This is a genomic window from Prolixibacteraceae bacterium (assembly GCA_019720755.1).
In the GTDB taxonomy this organism is placed as follows: Bacteria; Bacteroidota; Bacteroidia; order Bacteroidales; family Prolixibacteraceae; genus Halosquirtibacter; species Halosquirtibacter laminarini.
This window is the reverse complement of record CP081303.1, coordinates 2,447,195-2,468,039: the sequence shown is the minus strand read 5'-3', so window position 1 is coordinate 2,468,039 and position 20,845 is coordinate 2,447,195. Positions and strand designations below refer to the sequence as shown.

Sequence of the window (20,845 nt, the reverse complement as noted above, 5' to 3'; positions counted from 1 at the left end):
ATGAGAGGTTATGTTGTTATACGCCAACTTGGCTTGGTCTGTTTACTGAATGGTGTTTTTCTTTTTATCTCTTTTCTGATCTCTTTAGGATATGCTGATGGAGCGCAGATGGCTCTGCTTTTTAGTAGTATTCTTGCTATCTTATTTGGATTGGTTCCCTATATCTTTATCCCGAAGATCGAAGATATCAATAACCATGAAGGACTCGCTATTGTCGTTTTAGGGTGGATGATATCCTGTGTGATTGGGATTGTTCCTTATATCCTATATGGAGGAGAGTTTACCTTAGCCAATGCCGTCTTCGAGAGTGTGTCTGGCTTTACTACTACAGGTTCTACGATCTTAAATGAGATACAGACTCTTCCTAAAGGAATCCTTTTTTGGAGATCGTCGACTCACTGGCTTGGAGGTATTGGAATTATCATCTTCGTCTTGGCTATTCTGCCTCAATCAGGACAAGCCAAACTAGTACTTTATAGTAATGAGGTTTCCCCTTTGGCAAAAGAAGATCTACGCTATACTACAAAGAAATCCATTCGTGTGATATTGGTTGTGTACCTAGTGCTTACGCTTGCCGAAGTCGTCCTATTGAATTGGTGCGGTATGGGCTGGTTTGATGCTGTGAACCACTCCTTTGCTACGATTGCTACTGGAGGTTTCTCCACTAAGAATATGAGTGTTGCAGCTTTTGATAGTGCCTCGATAGAGATGGTGATTAACTTTTTTATGTTGATCTCAGGTATCCATTTTGGCCTGTTATATATGACTGCTTTAGGAAAGCGTTCCAATATCTTTACCTCTCCAATTGTTCGCTATTATTTAGGAGGTATGGCTGTTGCTACCATTTTAGTCTCTGCAAAACTCGTTGCCGATGGATATTACCCCAATTTTTTAACAGCTGCTAGATATGCCTCTTTTCAGTTGATATCGGTTGGAACCACTACTGGATTCGCTACTTGTGATACTGCTTCTTGGCCTCCATTTACACAGGTTATTCTAATTTTCTTTACCCTACAATGTGCTTGTGCTGGGTCTACCTCAGGAGGTATTAAAGTAAATAGGGTGATGATCTTGTGGAAGGGGATGCTAAATCAATTAAAGAAAATTCAACATCCTAGAGCCGTTGCAACCTCTAAGATTGGAAAGATGACTCTTTCGGAAGAGACCATTTCAGGAGCGATTACTTTTATTGTAATTTATCTAGTCGTTATCTTTGCAACCACATTGGCGCTTACAGCAATGGATATCGATCTGTTTACCTCTTTTAGTGCTTCTGCAACTTGTATGGGGAATGTGGGTCCTGGTTTCGGAAATGTTAGTTCGCTTGGAAACTTTAGCTCTATTCCCGATTTAGGTAAGTATCTATTAAGTGGAAATATGCTCTTAGGTCGTCTAGAGATATTTAGTATTTTCGCACTCTTCTCGAAAAGATAAGAGTACTCTTAGTATAATATAAAAATCCTATGTTCCAGTGAGACATGGGATTTTATATTGATTATCATTTTATTCAGTTAAAAATACCTCCTTAAATTATCTCTTTTAGTATACCGTTTGGTGCAATAGAATGTAGCAAATATTATAGGCTTTACTGTCTTTTACTTTTTTATTGTTTCAAAGATGACTCATTTGTTATCTGAATGTTATGTACCCTTCGATTTCATCATTTGAATCCTTCATATAGAAAAAATCTTTTGTGTTATAGAACATTCTTTAGATCATTGGGTTATAGTGTTTAATAGGTGACTTATGTCTCTTTTAGTTCTACATCTATAGGCTAATAAATCTTTAAACTTGTTATCAAAAGTCATATTTGTCACATATTTTTTTAAATTTATCAGTTAGTCAATTGCATATTTTATTAATTAAAGAGGTATAATGGATTTTTTATCAAAAAGAACCAAAGTGGTGGCTACTGTTGGCCCTTCTAGTTGTAGCAAAGAGATGTTGTTACAGTTGGCTGCGTCTGGAGTCAATGTATTTCGTTTAAACTTCTCTCATGGTACCCATGAAGACCATGCGAAGGTGATTGCCAATATTAAAGAGATTAATAAAAATTTTCACTATAATCTTTCTATTCTTCAAGACCTTCAAGGACCTAAGATCCGTATTGGTCAAGTGGAGAACAATGGGGTAGAGATTGTCCCTGGAGAATCTCTTGTCATCACTACAAAAGAGTGTCTTGGTACTTCTGAAAAGGTGTCTACTGTTTATCAAGGTTTCACAAATGATGTGAAAGTGGGAGAGAATATCCTGATTGATGATGGTCGTATCCGCCTAGAGGTGAAAGAGATTCATGGAGACGAGGTGGTTACCGAAGTGATTATCGGTGGACTTCTTAAAAGTCGTAAAGGAATCAATCTTCCAGATACCTCAATCTCTGAAGGTTGTTTGACAACCAAAGATTTAGAGGATCTTCAGTTTGGTATTCAGAATGACGTAAATTGGGTGGCAATCTCATTTGTACGTTCTGCTGCCGATATCGAACAGCTACGTAGCATCTTAGATGAAGCTGGTTGTGATGCTAAAATTATTGCTAAAATTGAGCGACCTGAAGCGCTTCGTCGTATCGACAAGATCATCGATGCGACTGATGCTATTATGATTGCTCGTGGAGACCTTGGTATTGAAACAAGCTTCTCTGAAGTGCCTATCGTACAGAAAGAGATCATTCAAAAATGTAAGCGTCTTGCTAAGCCCGTAATCGTGGCAACACAGATGCTTGAGAGTATGGTGAAGAATCCAATGCCTACACGTGCTGAAGTAAACGATATCGCTTCTGCTGTGATGGATGGTGTAGATGCAGTGATGCTTAGTGAGGAGTCGGCTGCTGGACAATATCCTGTAGAATCAGTACAGGTGATGAGCCAAGTGATCCGCTCTGTTGAGGTAAGCAACGCTTTCCCTTACGATGGACAGTTTGATGTTACCATTAACGACAACTGCTATTATAGCCGTCATATCATTCAGAATGCAGTGACACTTGCCAAAGACATTCAAGCAAAAGCAATCGTAGTAATTAGTGAAACAGGTTTTGCTGCTGCACATATTGCACGCCATCGTCCAGATGCAAATATCTATGTCTTTACTCCAAATCGCAAGATGGTGAACTCTCTATCTCTAATGTGGGGGGTACGTACTTTCTTCTTGCCTAAGATGCCAACCGTTACTTCGGAGTTCTTAGAATGGATGGAGAAAGAGATGGTACATAAGAATTATCTAAAGAATGATGATCGTTATGTTTTTGTTGGAACTCTTCCTCCAGAGCGTATTGGTTCTCGTATGGCACTAATTGGTGTGGTAGGTGAGGAGCTTTAAGCCTGAATAATATTACTTAACAAGAGAGGGGGAAGCAATATGCTGCCCCCTTTCTGCGTTTTATTATTTATGATATCTTTGCCAATTATTATTAACTCATTTTAGTCGTTCACAAAACTCTTGCTCTTTCCCGCGGAGAGTATTCCATCTTAAATATTAAACAATAACGAAAAAACATCATGAATACGATAGAAGATTGCGTCTGTACGCACATAGAAACTGCTCCCACACAATATCTCGAATGTCGTTTCGAAAGTGTTCATATGAATAGTCTGATATTGAATGGCTATGAGTTTGAAGATTGTGAATTTATAGGGTGCGATCTCTCCCTTGTGAACCTCTCTGGTAGCGCTTTTCGTAACGTAACATTTCGAGAGTGTCTTCTACAAGGAGTCGCTTTTAACCATGCCAATCCTTTTCTTTTGGCGTTTCATTTTGATCATTGTCGTCTAGATCAATCTCAATTTATAGAGATGGATCTGCGTAACTGCTCTTTTCGAAATGCAAAGGTCCGAGAGGCAATATTTGAATCTTGTAATATGCAAAAAGTAGCTTTCGATCGTGTGGATCTTGGAGGAACGTTCTTCGATCGTTGTAATCTAATGAACGCTGATTTTCGTTCTGCCGAACAGTTAGCTCTCGATCCTGAACAGAATAGAGTAAAAGGTGCTCGCTTCTCTTATCAGTCTGCCATAGGATTGCTTACCAAATACCAGATAAAAGTCTCACATTGATTTGCTATTGATTCTCTTCCACGCCTTTTGATAGGCTTGGAGAGGGGTTATTCTTTAGTATTCCCCGCATCTCTGTTTTCCTACTACTATTTGCCCAATATTTATATGCGATTCTTACATGTAAATGAATCCATAAACGATGCCTTGATATTTTTTGAAATATGTTTTCGTAATATGTTGTGACAACCCCTGGGAACCTCGATGCTCTTACTTCGTGATTGAACGAGATCTCGTGCAATACTATTTGTATCCAATATATTGCTTCTTATTTCACCAATTTATGAACAAGCCCTGTATTCTTTTACTTGTTGTCTAAACTTATAATAAGTAGATTGTGCAGGAATAGAATCAGAAGCATGTAAAAGTCCTAACGCTGATCGGTAAAGTAGATTGAATTGACAGTTTTCAAACAACATTTCATCACTTATACCAGCACCTTCTTTCAAAATCATCATACCAACAAGAATACGAATAGGATAGTTGGGACATCCATTATCTTGACAATAGATCGGCGCAAAAATATCCTCACTTATCTGATAAACAACGAGCTTTCTAAATTGATTGTGCCAATGATTGTCATCATGATAGATATTTGATGCACGAGATGGTAATCCTTCAATTATTGAGGGACTATCAAACATATCTAGTTGTTTGTTGGCAGGACTACGTTTAAACATTTTGGATTATTATTGTTCTTAATACCATAAATATAACACTTTAATTAACAATATGTTATATTAGGCGTAAGGTTTTCGGAGTGGACTCATAAATTGATACTATTTATTTCTACTGTATCAGATGAACCTTTTTGGTTAACGAGCATCTCTCTCTTTTATCAGGTACCATACAGCAAAGTAAAGAAACCCATTAACAAGAAGGACATAGCCTAAGATAAAGCTACGTAAGGTAGCATAGTCTTGTACGGTATCTCTGGTAATATGAAATACATTTTTAAAATAATATCTTGTAGTATCATTAATAAAGCCACCCCAAAGCTGCCCTTGTGATTTACTAAATGCAAACCCTACAAGCAAGAACACCATAAATAGGAATACCCTCACAATAATCGTTTTCACTTTACTATCCTTCTTAAAAAAGAGTACCCCAATAGACAGTTTTACATAAAAAGCGAAAGAGAGTGCAAATACTACAGGAATATAAAAACCATAAAAAGGATTTTGGTTAAGCTGTTCCATAAAACGCCCTATAGGAAGAACGAAATCTTGGATAGTTACTGAAGAATAAAACAGTATGGGATTCACCACTATAACCCAAACAAAAAAACGTATAAAAGAGTAGATTAGACGTTCCGTAACGGTTACAGGGATCATCAAATTCCCAAGAGTATTCCTTTTATGGGTTACAAATAATGGGGAGTCAGGTGAAAGATAACCTCCTAAAAAGATCGAGGTAACAGAAAAGACTATGTATCTATTTTTAAACAGTTGTGTGAAATGTATAGATCTAAGGCGAGGCAGTTCTATTAATAAGGGCAAGAAATAGAGAATAAATAGGAAAAGAGCCATCAACAAATATGTCTTCTTCTTTAATGCCCAGTCTACTTTACATAGCTGTATGATTCTAGTGATGTTTACTTGGTCAGTCATTATACAAAAAGTTCAGTTATGTTTTTAAAATCATCAGATAATCAGGGCTTGTTCATGAAATTTAAGCAGCGAAGACATCGTGTATTTTATCAGTATTGTGCACAAGTTCTTCTCTTAAAATATTTAAGTTGTTGTAACTATTTATTTCCATTAACTTACTGCATATAAATAACATAATAGAGGATATCGATTTTTGCAATCCATGATCTAAAGACTTTAATTTGTCTTCTCCAAAATTAACATCACGAATACGATTCATTATTTCTATTTTCCAATGACCTCTAATAGCTCCAGCAATTTCATCAATTTTCCCATTATAATTTGTGATATAATATCGTGTTTCTGTACTCCTTTTATCTCTCTTTACATTATAACTCTCTCTTGTCACTTTAATCATATTACATATGCCACTATTACACCATCTAGGATCTAACATTTCTGTATTTATTGGGTATATTTCGTACCTCCTAGAGTCTATTCTTCCATGCGACTTGTCTATTTCTGTCATCACATCATCTACTTTTATATGATTGGATGTATGTACTAAGTCATCCTTTAATTTCTGCTGATTGGACTTTATTTGAGTTAAATAGAATCGACTATTTTGGTGAATATTAGACAACAGATTTTCTGAATTATGCATTGCATCTAGTGTTACCTTTGCCTTCTCTGGCAACTCAAGAATATGATCATAAACAATGTTCTTTTCACTCTCTTTTGTACCATCATAAAAGCCTAATAACTGCTGTATATTTGTGTTATGACCAATAGAATAAATAATACTTAACCCTCTCTTTTTATTGTTTTTAGAATCTATACTTCCTCGAAGTTCCTTCCCATCAATAGATATCCATTCTGTAGAAGAGTATACTTCATCACAAATTGTCAAAAAGGAATCATAATCAAATTCAGATAGGATTCTTGTTAACTGAACTCGACTTATACAACTGTCGATATCTTTATGCAAACAGATACATAGTTTCTCGTAATGACGAACCATATTGCGATGAATTTTATTCATACTTAGATGACCATAACTTGTCAGAATCGAGATAATAAAAAGAGTGATAACAAAAGCCAATTCGTGCTTAAGTCCTACATGACTCCTATTATCTACCAATTTGACTTGTAATTTCTCATAAAATCTTCTAATTTCGGCACTTGAAAGGTCGTTATTCATAATTTATATCTGTTTTTACAAATCCAAATATAATATGAATAGTCGACCTTTTCTCATATAAATAATTCATGAACAAGCCCTGTAAAAGAATATAATGAGAAGAATGAATCTGATTTATTTGAAGATGTTTTTACACAAATCACTTCTTCTCATATAGAAATACTTGGCATTAAGAGTGATACTATAAGAATGGATAGCAAACTGCTGAATAGCAACATAAAATGGCTTTCTCTATATAGTCTAATACATGAGACATTATCCTTGTTTCTGACAAAAGGTTGCAATAATTTTAATTTCTCTGATGATCTTAAACCTCATATTTCAGATGTGGTCTCAACAGATGGAGATAAGGTTGTTTATCGCAATTCAACAGATTCAATTAAACAAAAGATCGTGGATCTTGGGATACTCATTTCAAATATTATTAATGAATATACTGGACCTGCCAATAGTTATTACGATAATCTATTACGTCTATTTAAAGAGCAGTTTTTCAAAGATGATCAGGGAGTTACCACTCCAATAAAAGGAGAAGATTTATCTGCAAAGAACATGCAAACTCCGTTTGATACGGACTGTGATTATAGAAATAAAGCAGGTGATAAATGCAAAGGGTATTCAGCTAATTTGACAGAAGTAGTTGGAGACAATGGACTTCCTAATATCATTACTTCTATACAAGTAGAAAAAGTATCTCATTCGGACACTGCTCATTTTAAGGGATCAATAGAGAGGACACAAGAAGTATTGGGATATAATGTAATAAACATTCATGCAGATGGGGCTTATAATAGTGAGGAAAATCAAGAATATTGTGCAGAAAACAACCAACACCTATATCTACATGCCATACAAGGTAAAGAAGGACGATTTCGGTTTAGTTTAGAGGCACAAGTTCTAAAAGTGTTTGATAATAAGCATCAACGGTATGTTGATTATACAAAATACAAAGGAAAAGATGAGTTAGATAGATATAAAATATATTTAGAAGAAGGCAAGTTTCGCTATTTTAAATTGACTGAGGTTGAGAAAAGTCTTTTAAGGCAAAGAATAAAAGAAACCCCAATAGAAAAGCTTCAAATAAGGAATAATGTAGAAGCGAGTATTTTTCAATTAGGTTTTCATTGTAATGGGAAAAACACTGTCTATAGAGGATTGATAAAACATCAAATGTGGGCAGTAGCTAGATCATTATGGGTGAATTTTGTTCGAATAGTAAAATACTATTCCGAACTAAACATTTCGATGGTCATAAACATGCTTAAATGTAAATTGTGTGATCTTTTTATTGCGAAAATGACTTTATTAGAAAGTGTTATTGTTACTAAGATTCAGTTTTGTAGACTAAAAAGTCCCAAAATACGCATAATCCTATAATTCCATAAAAGGGGTTCTCGTGGGGGACTCATTTATAATAATAGAGAAATCAATTATGAAAAAGACTAGTTCAAAATTACTCACTATATACCTAGCTATTGTGCTCATCACTTCGATATTGTTTTTCGCAATGCCTATGCTATAAGATGATCGGAGTGTAAACCTGATGGAGGAAATCTGCCAACATTTTCTGTCTCTTTATTAAACAGATGAGAAAAATGTACTTTTATATCTCATTTTCGAGTGGCAATATTACTGTTTTCTCCAAGAAAAATTTGTTGTTAGTTTTAATGTATTGAATTATGAATGAATCGATAGATTTTCGTAGAATTCTTAATCTATTCAAGTTAGAATGGAGCTTAAATAGAAGAAATTATATAACCACCTTTATATATATTCCTTTTTGCTATCTTGCAATTTATCCGATGTCCATACTTCAAGAGGGGACCTTTGATTTTGGTTTACTGTTTTGTTTTTTTTTAATTGGTTCTGTATCCCTTTCGATAAAGATAACTAGAGAATCATGCCGATTTCTCAGTGATGATAAAAACCCCACAGGACTTCTAGCATTGCCTGTTAGCACTACAGAAAGGTGGATTCATCTTTGTGGGAGAGTATTTATATGGATTTTTATCATAAATCCACTGGTTTTTTACCTTGTGCTACATGCCTATTCTCTTTGTGGAATTGATCCAAGCCATGAAATTGTGATGCAGTTGGATGATCACTATTTTCATTACTATGGATTGTATCCTTTAGCTGTACTCATGGTCTCTTTTGCAATTCATGTGAAGACATTGCTTGCAGTACTTCTATTTAAGAAGCGTGCCCTACTTAAGATGTTTTTTATTCGATTCACCATGCTTTTGTTCTTCATTTTATATTTAGTTGGTTCTTTAGATTATGATTTTTCATATTATGTACAAAAGATATTTCACGTTGAGGTTGTATCTGAAGCGTTGCTATACAATTTAAAAATAGCCCTCTTGGTATGCTTGTTCGTGATGAATAGTTTTTTATATATCCCTATATGGTATTTAATAAAGGAGAGGGAGGCTCTTTGATGTGAAATTTGATTCAAGCAAATCGATATATCTACAGATCTGTGATATCATCGAAAATAACATACTAGACAATGTGTGGGAGGCACATGGTCGAATCCCCTCTGTTCGACAATTTGCTGTAGAGTTGGAAGTAAATCCGAATACTGTAGCAAATGCCTTTTCTGAACTAATGGATCGAGGAATGGTCTATAACAAAAGGGGGATTGGCTATTTTGTAGCGGAAGATGCAAAGGCTAAAATCCTCTCTAAGCTTGGAGAGGATTTCTTTTTAAAGGAGTTAGAGAAACTTTTTTTACAGATGCAACGTTGTGATATCTCCTTTGATGAGATTGAGAGTAGATACCAAGTTTATAATCATGAAAACCAATTGAAAATATGAAGACAAGCTCTAAACTGTTGCTAGGTTATTTGGGCATCGTGATTTTTGCCGCGATTCTTATTATTACCTACCTATTTTCTTTACAACTGTAGGGTCTCGCCTTATTCGAATCGATACAACATATAAATAATAGACCTCTAACAAACAGGATACCTGTTTTTCGTTAGAGGTCGCTCTTTTGTTGTGTTGAGGTTATGTCTTTAGGTGTAACTATAGTCGTGATTCCGGTTTTAAATTGGGTGTACAACAACTCTTTTAAGGGTGTAGTGTAAGTGCTGTTGTGATTATTTAAAATACGGATCAGAATAAGCCAGTCAAATCTGACTTTATAGCTTATGTCTTAATTCCTATCAATTGTATAATGATTAAAGGGATTCATCAGATATCATCTCTATTTCATGGATCTTTTCTGTCGTTTCGTAAGTTCCACTCATTGGATGTTTACCTGAGTATTAATTTTTCAGCAGCAATCTTCTCTTTGATCTTATCTAGAGCATACATGTCCATTTTACGAATATTCTCTTTATGAGAGCCTTCTTTATCTAAGATGGAATGAATCTCTCGTTTTCCTATCTTAAGTTCTGCATGTTTCGATTTCTGACGTACAATAGAAGAGATCGTGAATCTAAATGAATATCTCCAAAGTAGTAGTGGGTAAGTTACTCTTACATTTACGAAGTACTCTTCCTCTCCAATAGTGGTTTTATAGGTGGAGAAGTGTTTAGTTTTATTTGTCATCTCAAGTGTTTTTATTTCTCCTTCATGTACCATAGTCTCATTAAGGATTACAGTCCTTGATTTAGATCATAGGCACATGTTTCAATACTCCTGCAATTCTAGTATCTCTAGAAGAAAAGAAGTATTAAATAAAGGGGTTGTTGTTTTTAAAATTATTGCATTGCGAAAACAGAAAAGGCCAAATAGAGCCCCTTCGAACCATTTAAAGGTTTAAAGCTAGTTGTCCGGTATTCTATATGAAGGCTTTGTGCTCACGATAGAATATTTCGTAAAACAGTATGATTTATGAGCCTATTCATTTCACATTTCTAATTTATATAACATCAGATTTCTAATATTATTGCATATTATTGATTCTATAGATATAGAAGTGATAAATAGATCACTCTTTTTCTTCATTCTTTGAATATTTTATCTGAAGTATATTGATGATTCTCCTAGAGAATAGACCTCTAACAAACAGAATACCTGTTTTTCGTTAGAGGCTTGCTATTCTTGGGGGATATGGTGTATTTATTTTATATCATAGTGTTTTGATCTCGGGGGATATATACAATGAATTATAGTTACACCTAGTGTTCCATTTGAGGTTGTTGTTTTATTTAATTGTTGGATCAATATTACTTTACTTTGTTGCCTTTAGACTCATCGTATTTACCATAGAGGTACAACAATATGATATAAACAAAGGGGGTGAGAACAAGGAAAAGAATGACAGAAATTACGATATTTACCCGAAACTGTTCTCCATATTTACTTATCTTATAGATAAGATAGATGTATAACGTAATGGCAATGACCATAATCTCTTGTCCTCCCAAGATTCCACATCGTATCAGTAAGTTATTTATATGATCAAGCTATCGTTTTACAAATGATTATCTCAGGATTATCTTTCCCGCTGCAATGTCTTTCTTTACCTTATTTAATGCATACATGTCCATTTGACGTGTTGATTCTTTGGACATCGAACGTTTATCCACAAGTGCATGCATCTCTCGCCTTCCTATTTTTAGTTGTACATTTCTAGGCTTTTGACGAGCAATAGAGGAGATCGTAAGAGAGAAGGAGTAGCTTCCTAAGTAGACTGTAAAGGGATAGCTCGCACTGATGTTTACAAAATACTCTTCTCCTGAGATAGTAGTTCTATAGGTGGAATAATGTCCTGTCGTAATTCTCATTGCAAATATTTTATGTTTGATCTACATTTAATCGATCTATCTTATGTTTAGATCTTATTATTCACTTAAGAGTCCTATATATTGTGCTCTTGAGTTAAATGATAGAACAAAGATATATGCTTGCTGTGCATCCTATTTGCACTAAAGAATAATAATCATGTTAAATAGCTTTTTTTTATAATTATCTCTTTTTTATCCTTCTGAATATTCTTTTCTATATATAGATGCAGATTCCATTGGGTGAGAATCCAATTCGATGACTTTTTTTATGGGCTAGGAGATATCCAACTCCCCAACCTATGGCTGAGGCTACAATTACATCGGATGGCCAATGCTGTTTGGTCCATACCCTTTGTGCAGCCACTGCAATAGGAGCCAAATAGAACCAGCGGGAGTAGTTTTCTGCTAGTGGAGTAAAGAATGCGAATGCCATGGTGGCATGTCCCGAAGGCATCGATCGATAGTTATCACCTTTGTGCGAGAAAGGGTAGTAGCTGTTAGGTCCTTCTTCTGTATATGGACGTGCTCTACCACATGCGACTTTTAGCAAGGAGGTGATGGCAGCAGCACCTACCATCGCTTCTAACGATTGGTTGCTTGTCAATGTCAGCTTCTGATTCTTCAGAGCCCAGCCTGTTAACGTCATCGCAACTGCAACAGGCGCCAATACTTTTGCCTCTCCCATATAGGAGAGGCCGTGATTTCCCATAGCGATGTCTGTTTCCTTTATGGAGAGGGTCTGATCTAAAGCAAATCCTGCGGCTACAACTCCCGCAATAGGAAGCCATAGTTTTGTTCCTGTTATCTTTGTATGCGTTGCATAGCAGGTGTCTAATGGAGTAATCTCAATACGATGCTGTGCATACGAAGAGAAAGTCGTCAAGATATAGAGTAGGGCAATGTGCGTAATTCTTTTCATAGAGAGATAAAAAAAGGTGTTCTCAACAGAAAACACCTCTATATTATTTAAGTTTGATACTATTTCTTTGTGGCTCTGTAGATGAGATATATTCCTGCTAAAACAAAAGGAATACTCAGAAGCTGTCCCATATTTAAAGTCATGGTTGCTTCGAAAGCCTCTTGATCTTCTTTGATAAATTCGATCAAGAACCTTGATAGAAAAACCCCAATAAAGAAAATTCCCAAAAGAAAACCTTCTTTATCTTTCTTATTTGTTTTCCAATAGAAATAGCTTAATACTACAAATGTAACAAGATAGGATAGAGCCTCATAGAGTTGAGTTGGGTGTTTAGCAACGGTCTCTCCGTTTCTCGCGAAGATCATTCCCCATGGCATATCGGTTGCCACTCCATATATCTCAGAGTTCATTAAATTACCTAATCGGATCATCATAGCGACCAACGCTACTGGTACAGCCAAACGATCTAATGTCCATAACATCGACTTCTTAGTCACTCGTTTCGAATAGAAGTAGATCGCAATAATAATTCCGATGGTTCCTCCATGACTAGCCAATCCTCCGTGCCATGTCTTCAATATTTCCGAAGGATGTGCAGAGTAATAGTCCCAATCATAGAAAAAGACATGCCCTAGTCGTGCTCCAACAATGGTTGCGACAAATACATAGATAAAAAGCTTGTCGAGCCACTCTTGTGGTATCTTTTCCGATTTAAACATACGTTCCATGATCTTATACCCTAGCATAAAACCTATGGCAAATGCCAACCCATACCATCGTATCTTTAGTTTTGGTGTCATGAAGTGACTTGGGTATTTCTCCCACAATACCATTCCTAAGATTGCGACTCCTGCTATCATAAGAATGCTATTGGTATCGAATTTCGAACTCTTTACATATTGATAAATACCTTTGCCGAGTTGGATACCTAAAACAATAAAAAATAGATAGTGCCAATTGGCAGAATAAGGTTTGAGGGTAAAGATATCTGGGGATACATTCCAAGTAATTGAAAGAAGCATAGAAGATAAATTTAAAGTTTTTGATATAAAAATAGGGAAGGAGCTTCGATGAACTCCTTTCCCTTTTATAGTGTTTATCTATATCATAAAGATAAGATCATTCTAGTGTTTCCCGTGACACTGCTTATATTTCTTTCCACTTCCACAAGGACAAGGCTCATTACGACCCACCTTCTTCTCTACACGACGAGGTTGTACTTTTTCCTTTTCTCTTGTATCGTGGTTTGGTGCATCTAAATTAGTGCGTTGCTCTTGGTATCGTGGCTTCTCTTTCTTTGGCTCTTCTGCTTCCTCGATCTGTTGAGGTGAAGTAAGAGGAATCTGTCCCTTCATCAAAGTAGAAACCACACTTTTATTCAACTTCTCAATCATGGTCTTAAACAGATTGAACGACTCGAATTTGTAGATCAATAGAGGATCTTTCTGCTCATACTGTGCATTACGTACCGATTGGCGAAGATCATCCAACTCTCTTAACTGCTCTTTCCAGTTGTCGTCAATGGTAGCTAGGATTACTTGCTTCTGGTAAGCCAATGCCAATTCGCGACACTCAGTGCGATATGCTTTCTCTAGATTACATGTGATTTGGTACATTAGACGGCCATCTGTAATAGGCACCACAATGTTATGAAACTGATCGCCTTGCTCCTCAAATACATTCTTTATCACTGGCATTGCCTGATCACAAATTGTATTCAATTGACGCTCATAACGCTCAATAACAATCTTATATAGCTCTTGGGTTAATTGGTTTGCTTCGCCCTGAGCAAAATGATCCTTATCAAAAGGATACTCTACCGACATAAAGCGGATTAACTCCATCTTAAATCCTTCGAAACCTTCTGTTCCTTGAGGATGGAACTCCTCTACAAGAGAGTCTACCGCGTCGTACATCATATTCATAATGTCGGTATCGATACGCTCTCCATAAAGAGCGTGACGACGTTTTTTGTAGATCACCTCACGTTGTGAATTCATCACATCATCATACTCCAATAGGTTCTTACGAACTCCGAAGTTATTCTCTTCTACTTTCCTTTGTGCTCTCTCGATTGCTTTGGTAATCATACCACTCTGAATCACCTCTCCCTCTTCGAAGTTCAGACGATCCATAATCTTCGTAACACGCTCTGGTGCGAATAGACGCATCAAATCATCTTCCAAAGAGACAAAGAATTGTGACGATCCTGGGTCTCCTTGACGTCCTGCACGACCACGTAACTGACGGTCTACACGACGTGACTCATGTCGCTCTGTACCGATAATAGCCAAACCACCATTATCTTTGATCTCTTTTATCAGCTTAATGTCAGTACCACGACCAGCCATGTTGGTAGCAATAGTTACTGCTCCTACTTGACCTGCCTCTGCTACGATGTCCGCTTCACGTTGGTGTAACTTCGCATTCAGTACATTGTGTTTGATACCACGCATCTTCAATGTACGAGAAAGAAGTTCTGATATATCTACCGAAGTAGTACCTACAAGAACTGGACGTCCCTGTTTGTTTAGTGCTTCGATCTCCGCAATCACTGCTGAATATTTCTCTTTCTTGGTCTTATAGATCTTGTCATCTTGATCGTTACGAGCAATAGGACGATTGGTAGGAATCACCACCACATCCAATTCGTAAATATCCCAAAACTCTCCTGCTTCAGTCTCTGCAGTACCAGTCATACCACTTAATTTGTGGTACATACGGAAGTAGTTCTGTAGCGTAACTGTTGCAAAAGTTTGTGTAGCAGCTTCAATTTTTACATTCTCTTTCGCCTCAATCGCTTGATGTAGACCATCGGAATAACGACGCCCCTCCATGATACGACCTGTCTGCTCATCGACAATCTTTACTTTATTGTCCATCACCACATACTCAGCATCTTTTTCAAACATACCGTATGCTTTCAATAACTGGTTGATGGTGTGAACACGCTCTGATTTAATCGCATAGTTCTGAAGAAGTTCATCCTTCACACGAACTTTCTTTTGCTCATCCATCGATTCATCGTTCTCGATTTCTGCAACCTCCGAACCTACATCAGGAAGGATAAAGAATGATGGATCCTCTACACCTTGAGCCAACAGTTCATGCCCCTTATCGGTAAGCTCAATAGAGTTCATCTTCTCTTCGATGATAAAATAGAGAGGATCTGTTACAATATGCATGTTCTTGTTGTTGTCCTGCATATAGAAGTTCTCACTCTTGATCATCTGGATCTTGATTCCCTCTTCACTTAAATATTTAATAAGGGCTTTATTTTTTGGCAATCCTTTGTGTGCACGAAGCAACAATAGGGCTCCCTCTTCTTTTACTTTATTGTCGTCAGAGTGAAGTTTCTTTTTAGCTTCCGATATTAGTTGGGTTACCAACTTACGCTGTGCGTCTACCAACTTCTCTACTGATGGTTTCAACTCATCAAACTGATGGTCTTCACCTCTTGGAATAGGACCAGAGATGATTAATGGAGTACGAGCATCATCAATAAGTACCGAATCGACCTCATCGACGATTGCATAGTGATGCTTACGCTGCACTAGGTCCTCCGGGCTTGTTGCCATGTTGTCACGAAGGTAATCGAAACCAAATTCGTTGTTCGTACCGAAGGTGATATCTGAACGATATGCTTTGCGACGCTCCTCTGAGTTTGGTTGATGGTTGTCGATACAATCCACTGTAAGACCGTGGAATTGATAAAGAGGTCCCATCCACTCTGCATCACGCTTTGCTAGATAGTTATTCACTGTTACCACGTGTACTCCTTTTCCTGCAAGAGCATTTAGGAAAACAGGAAGTGTTGCCACCAAAGTTTTACCTTCTCCTGTCGCCATCTCTGCAATCTTACCAGAGTGAAGCACTATACCACCAATCAGCTGTACATCATAGTGTATCATGTTCCAGAGAGTCATGTTTCCTCCAGCATCCCATTGGTTGTCGAAGATTGTTTTATCCCCTTCTATGTTTACATGATTATATGTGGCAGCTAACTCTTGGTCTAATTTCGATGTGGACACTTCGATCGTTTCGTTCTCTGTGAAACGACGTGCTGTATCTTTGATTACAGCAAATGCTGTTGGAAGTATCTGCTTTAGAACCTCTTCAATTTTAGTATTGATTGTATCTTCAATTTGATCAATCTCTTTGTAGATACCCTCTTTGGCCTCCAATTCTGTGGATGGGTCCTCTACTTTGATCTTTAAAGTCGCAACTTTCTCTTCTTCAGGCTTGATGTATTCTTGGATCTTAGCCTTCAGACCGTTTGTCTCTTCTCTTAGACCATCATTCGATAGTTTTTGAATACGATCGTACTCTGCCTTTACCTGCTCGATAATAGGCATGATCTCTTGAATGTCTCGATCAGATTTGTTCCCAAATAGTTTGGTTAAAAATTTATCAACAAATGACATATATATAATTATTAACTTTGTATAATGCTATTTAATAGTCTTCTTAGACTTCTTACAAATGTACGTCAAATCTAGAAACAAATTTATATAATTCACCATAATTTTACGACAAAAACGTATAACAATAGAACTTGTTTATACCTTAATCAAATAGTTCTGTTTGGGAGTGTATCCTTTATCTTAAATAAATATATCTAACACAAAAGGGCATTCATTTATTTGTGTTTGCATATGTTTTCCACTCATAGGGAGTGCTGCTTCAATCCGATTTCTGTACTTCGGGAAACGGTTATTGAGGTTGTCGAAATGTAGCAACCTATATTGTAGAGGGGGATGAACTTTCCGAAGGACATCGTGATTGCGCGAGAATTCGTTTCATAGATGTTGGATATATCATTCTGGTAGCATCAAATGGAGGAAGGCGCCTCTTGTTTCGATGTGGTTGACTATTATATATTGTTGTAAGGACCAAAGGTCTAGTATGTCATTTTGTTGTATCAAACGAGGACTAGCATCTCTTTATGCCTAGACAGGTGTTTCAATATGTTGAGGTTTAAGTGGTTGTGTGAGGATCCTCCCCCCTATGGTTTTGTATATATGGTTTATCTCTTCTGTGTGTGATTGAACACAGAATGTTTTAATGTGTGAGATGGATTTTGTTGACGATATGTATTTTTTTGTATAATAAATGACCTGCTTCTAAGTCTCCCTTAAGAAGTTCCATACGAATGGAATATATTGAAGTGATTGATTTGTTTTGATCCACTTCCATGTTTCTGAAGTAACAATATAATGGTAATTCGTTGATTAAAGCAATTCCTTTGAAACATGTTGTTTCAGCCAATGATTAATGTGCTGTTTAAATCTTATGGAAGAGGGGAAGACTCGTAATAGGTTGGTGTTTTCTCTGTTTTTATTTTTATCTCAAAAGGGTCTCCTCCTAGGTTCCGTTACCCTTTGGTTAGGGTTTGGTTACCCTTCAGTTACTCTGAGTGTAACCAAACTCTAACCAAACTCTAACCAAAGGGTAGCTTACTCCCCTGTCATCATGCCTTTAATTAATAGGTGTATACTAGATAAAAATGGAATCAATAGGATACTCTTAATCGTTAAAATAGATGAAGGAGTGGTGCTTTTATTGAGAAGATGCGATTTAAAACAATAATGTGTTCGCGACAGAAGAGCGATGTCTGTTTTTTATATAATAAAAAAGGGCTAGTACCTTTTAAAATTAGTATGCTAGCCCTAAGTGTGCTTACTTCTTTTCCTATTCTAACTATATTGCTTCTCGAGAGTTCTTCACTAAGTCTCTGTATGCTTTGATCACATTGACAGTATGGAATAGTATATTCTTCGATTCAGAGAGAATATTAAAATAAAGAACCGAATTTCTAGTGTTTACCTCTTTGGCCTTGATTCGTCTAATTTGCATTCTTTCGAGTTCTAACATATTTTCTACAATTTGATCCCTATCAATAATTAGCTCCTCTATCTGATCGAAAGATTCAGCCCGTACGATTTGTAGGGTTCTGTCGAAGAAAAGATTCATCTGGTCCGATAGCTTTTCTATCTCTTGTGATTGTGCCTCAATAAATGGACGGTGATTATTGATCACATGTTCGTATAGTGGGGTGGTGGTATAATTTAGAGAGTGGGTTAATTCTCGCATATAGTCTACTATCTGAACATAGTAGTGCCCTGTTTCAACCGAATCGGATTGAAGTCGTAAGACAATGTTGTTGACATTGTTCTTCCACTTCTTACTCTTTTTATTGATATGTTCGATATTCTCTAACTCATAGGACATATTCTTTCGATCTTCTTTCAGAAAACTTCTTAATAAATTGCTATAACTTGTTGCAACAGTCAATATCGTATTGGATACACGTTTATTACTCTTTTGAAGTACTTTGGTTGTCTCTATGACGGTCTCGAATAACTCTTCTTCTTCCTGCTCAATATGCATTTTCTTACGACTTGAACGAGACAATAGATAGAGGGCAATAATCAAAAGTACAAAGATTAACCATGATCCTACGACAGAGATTAATGCTGCAAATATCGCGGCGATAGAGAAGGCTACTACTGCCGTTAAAAACCAACCTCCGATTACTGTAAAGACTCCTGATACACGATATACTGCAGTCTCTCTATCCCACGCTTTGTCTGATAGAGAGGTGCCCATTGCTACCATAAAGGTTACGTAGGTGGTTGATAGTGGGAGTTTGTATGAGGTTCCGATAGAGATAAGAATACTGGCAACTACTAGATTCACCGAGGCTCGTATCATATCAAAGGCAACGTCGTTGTCGGTTGGTTGTGTTTTGGTAAATCGCCTATGAACCCAACTCTTTACTCCCTGTGAAACAATAGAACCTAGATTTTTAGAGATAGATATAGAAGATCTAACAATGGCTCTTGAAGCAGCTGACGACTCAAATTGTTCATCTCCTTCACTTTGGTTTGATAGGTTGAGTGAGGTTGCGATGACTCTCTTTGCTTTTTTCGAAGTGATCAATGTAACAATCATAATAACCCCTGCAATTACCAACATGTAGGTCTCAGTCCCTACAGGCTTCGCTAGGGATGACATGTTCAATGCCTCTGGTGCGACTCCTGAATCGACCCATAATTTGAATGATTCGTATCCTGCCAAAGGAACTCCAATAAAGTTCACCAAATCGTTTCCTGCAAATGCCATAGCTAGGGCAAAAGTTCCTGATAAAACTACTATTTGAAGAATGTTGACCCGTTTAAACAGAAGTACAATAATCTGGAATATTAAACTACAAACGATAAAGCATACGCCAATAATTAACGGAGTGTGAGTCTTAATGTAAGTCAAATGTTCTGCAGTGATCCAAGAGGCTCCTTTGGCTCCTTTGATCAAGATAAAATAGACAATAAATGAGAGGCATAGCCCTCCAAATATAGAGCCATAGTATTTGATCTTCTCTTCGAACTTAAATGTGAATATAAGTCTCGTAAGCCACTGTACTAATGCTCCTATAGTGAAAGCAATGATGACAGAGAAGAGAATACCAAAGATGATGGCAAGTGCTTTGTCTGTATTGATATATTGGTAAAGCTCGCTCACAGATGCTCCCATGCGAGATATCTTTACTAGGGCGACAGCAACAGAAGAACCAAGAAGTTCGAATACTACTGAGACGGTCGTGGAGGTCGGTAGTCCTAATGAATTAAATACGTCTAGTAGTATGATATCCGTTAACATGACGGTGACAAAGATGATCATGATCTCGTTAAACATAAACATACTTGGATTCATAATCCCTTTTCGAGCAACCTCCATCATACCGCTTGAGAAGGTGGCTCCAGCAAGAATCCCTATACTAGCTACGCCAAAGATCACCCACTTGGGTGCTGCTTTCGAGCCAAAAGCGGAATTTAGAAAGTTCACTGCATCATTGCTCACTCCAACGATAAGGTCGGTTATTGCCAATGCAAATAAGATGACGACCAACGTAATATAAAATGATTCCATACGATCTAAGTTGTTTTTAGTTATTCCATCATGGTTCACGTGAGGGATATGATCTAAAAAGTTCAATAGTCGTAGAAGTTGTTTACTTTAAGAGGATGATCCCTACATGAAATGTTGTGTAAGTCCGAAGACTCTAATCTTAAAACGATTTGGTACTTAAATAGTTTAATTAGGTCTGTATTTAAATCAACTTATATATGTTTTGATGGGTTCTGAGAATGGACAATGGGTGGGTGTGTGAGTCTTCTTGGTATTGCTCTGGTGAACATCCAATTCTCTCTTCGGAGGGGTTATCCCTTCTTATGAATCGGGGAAGAAGTTTTGAATCGTCAAGCCAACATCTTTCGATCACCTGACCTTATCATATAAAATGGGCACCGATAAGAGGTGCCCATACGTTGTAATGCTCTATGTCCCTATCT

At 36.9% G+C, this 20,845-nt stretch carries 15 protein-coding genes; 6 read left to right on the top strand and 9 right to left on the bottom strand.

Going from position 1 to position 20,845, the window contains the following annotated elements; translation table 11 throughout:
• The 3 genes from K4L44_09635 to K4L44_09625 all read left to right on the top strand — a co-directional run bounded on the left by K4L44_09635 (position 1) and on the right by K4L44_09625 (position 4,049).
• Positions 1–1,434, top strand: coding sequence for a TrkH family potassium uptake protein (locus K4L44_09635; protein ID QZE12848.1), 1,434 nt, complete (start codon positions 1–3; stop codon positions 1,432–1,434).
• 441 nt (positions 1,435–1,875) lie between these two features.
• Entirely contained in the window at positions 1,876–3,315 is a 1,440-nt protein-coding gene (pyk, locus tag K4L44_09630) for a pyruvate kinase (protein ID QZE12847.1), read from the top strand.
• A 263-nt stretch (positions 3,316–3,578) separates the two neighbouring features.
• Entirely contained in the window at positions 3,579–4,049 is a 471-nt protein-coding gene (locus tag K4L44_09625) for a pentapeptide repeat-containing protein (GenBank protein ID QZE12846.1), read from the top strand.
• A 278-nt stretch (positions 4,050–4,327) separates the two neighbouring features.
• Here the strand turns inward: K4L44_09625 and K4L44_09620 are convergent, their stop codons facing one another.
• From K4L44_09620 to K4L44_09610, 3 genes are all read right to left on the bottom strand, one after another.
• The gene (locus K4L44_09620) at positions 4,328–4,726 is read right to left on the bottom strand and encodes a transposase (protein ID QZE12845.1); all 399 of its coding nucleotides are present in this window, start codon (positions 4,724–4,726) and stop codon (positions 4,328–4,330) included.
• Between the two features lie 135 nt (positions 4,727–4,861).
• Positions 4,862–5,656 carry a hypothetical protein gene (locus tag K4L44_09615; protein QZE12844.1) on the bottom strand — a complete coding sequence of 265 codons (795 nt, stop codon included), beginning with the start codon at positions 5,654–5,656 and terminating at the stop codon, positions 4,862–4,864.
• Between the two features lie 61 nt (positions 5,657–5,717).
• The gene (locus tag K4L44_09610; protein QZE12843.1) at positions 5,718–6,836 is read right to left on the bottom strand and encodes an ISAs1 family transposase; all 1,119 of its coding nucleotides are present in this window, start codon (positions 6,834–6,836) and stop codon (positions 5,718–5,720) included.
• A gap of 189 nt (positions 6,837–7,025) precedes the next feature.
• Between K4L44_09610 and K4L44_09605 the strand changes: the two genes are divergently transcribed.
• The 3 genes from K4L44_09605 (at position 7,026) to K4L44_09595 (ending at position 9,656) form a co-directional block, all read left to right on the top strand.
• Complete coding sequence (locus K4L44_09605) at positions 7,026–8,213, top strand: hypothetical protein (GenBank protein QZE12842.1); 1,188 nt, start codon at positions 7,026–7,028, stop codon at positions 8,211–8,213.
• A 302-nt stretch (positions 8,214–8,515) separates the two neighbouring features.
• Positions 8,516–9,277, top strand: a complete 762-nt coding sequence (locus K4L44_09600) for a hypothetical protein (GenBank protein QZE12841.1) — start codon at positions 8,516–8,518, stop codon at positions 9,275–9,277.
• A 1-nt stretch (position 9,278) separates the two neighbouring features.
• Positions 9,279–9,656: a GntR family transcriptional regulator gene (locus K4L44_09595; protein QZE12840.1), complete on the top strand. Its 378-nt coding sequence runs from the start codon at positions 9,279–9,281 to the stop codon at positions 9,654–9,656.
• A gap of 441 nt (positions 9,657–10,097) precedes the next feature.
• On the opposite strand, the gene K4L44_09590 is transcribed toward K4L44_09595, so the two are convergent.
• From K4L44_09590 to K4L44_09565, 6 genes are all read right to left on the bottom strand, one after another.
• Complete coding sequence (locus K4L44_09590; protein QZE12839.1) at positions 10,098–10,394, bottom strand: hypothetical protein; 297 nt, start codon at positions 10,392–10,394, stop codon at positions 10,098–10,100.
• Between the two features lie 878 nt (positions 10,395–11,272).
• The gene (locus K4L44_09585; GenBank protein QZE12838.1) at positions 11,273–11,575 is read right to left on the bottom strand and encodes a hypothetical protein; all 303 of its coding nucleotides are present in this window, start codon (positions 11,573–11,575) and stop codon (positions 11,273–11,275) included.
• 214 nt (positions 11,576–11,789) lie between these two features.
• Positions 11,790–12,494, bottom strand: a complete 705-nt coding sequence (locus K4L44_09580; GenBank protein QZE12837.1) for a phosphatase PAP2 family protein — start codon at positions 12,492–12,494, stop codon at positions 11,790–11,792.
• A 59-nt stretch (positions 12,495–12,553) separates the two neighbouring features.
• The gene (gene lgt, locus K4L44_09575) at positions 12,554–13,327 is read right to left on the bottom strand and encodes a prolipoprotein diacylglyceryl transferase (protein QZE15991.1); all 774 of its coding nucleotides are present in this window, start codon (positions 13,325–13,327) and stop codon (positions 12,554–12,556) included.
• A gap of 291 nt (positions 13,328–13,618) precedes the next feature.
• Positions 13,619–16,918 carry a preprotein translocase subunit SecA gene (secA, locus tag K4L44_09570; protein QZE12836.1) on the bottom strand — a complete coding sequence of 1,100 codons (3,300 nt, stop codon included), beginning with the start codon at positions 16,916–16,918 and terminating at the stop codon, positions 13,619–13,621.
• A gap of 1,276 nt (positions 16,919–18,194) precedes the next feature.
• Positions 18,195–20,423: an inorganic phosphate transporter gene (locus K4L44_09565; GenBank protein ID QZE12835.1), complete on the bottom strand. Its 2,229-nt coding sequence runs from the start codon at positions 20,421–20,423 to the stop codon at positions 18,195–18,197.
• Positions 20,424–20,845 lie beyond the last annotated feature (422 nt).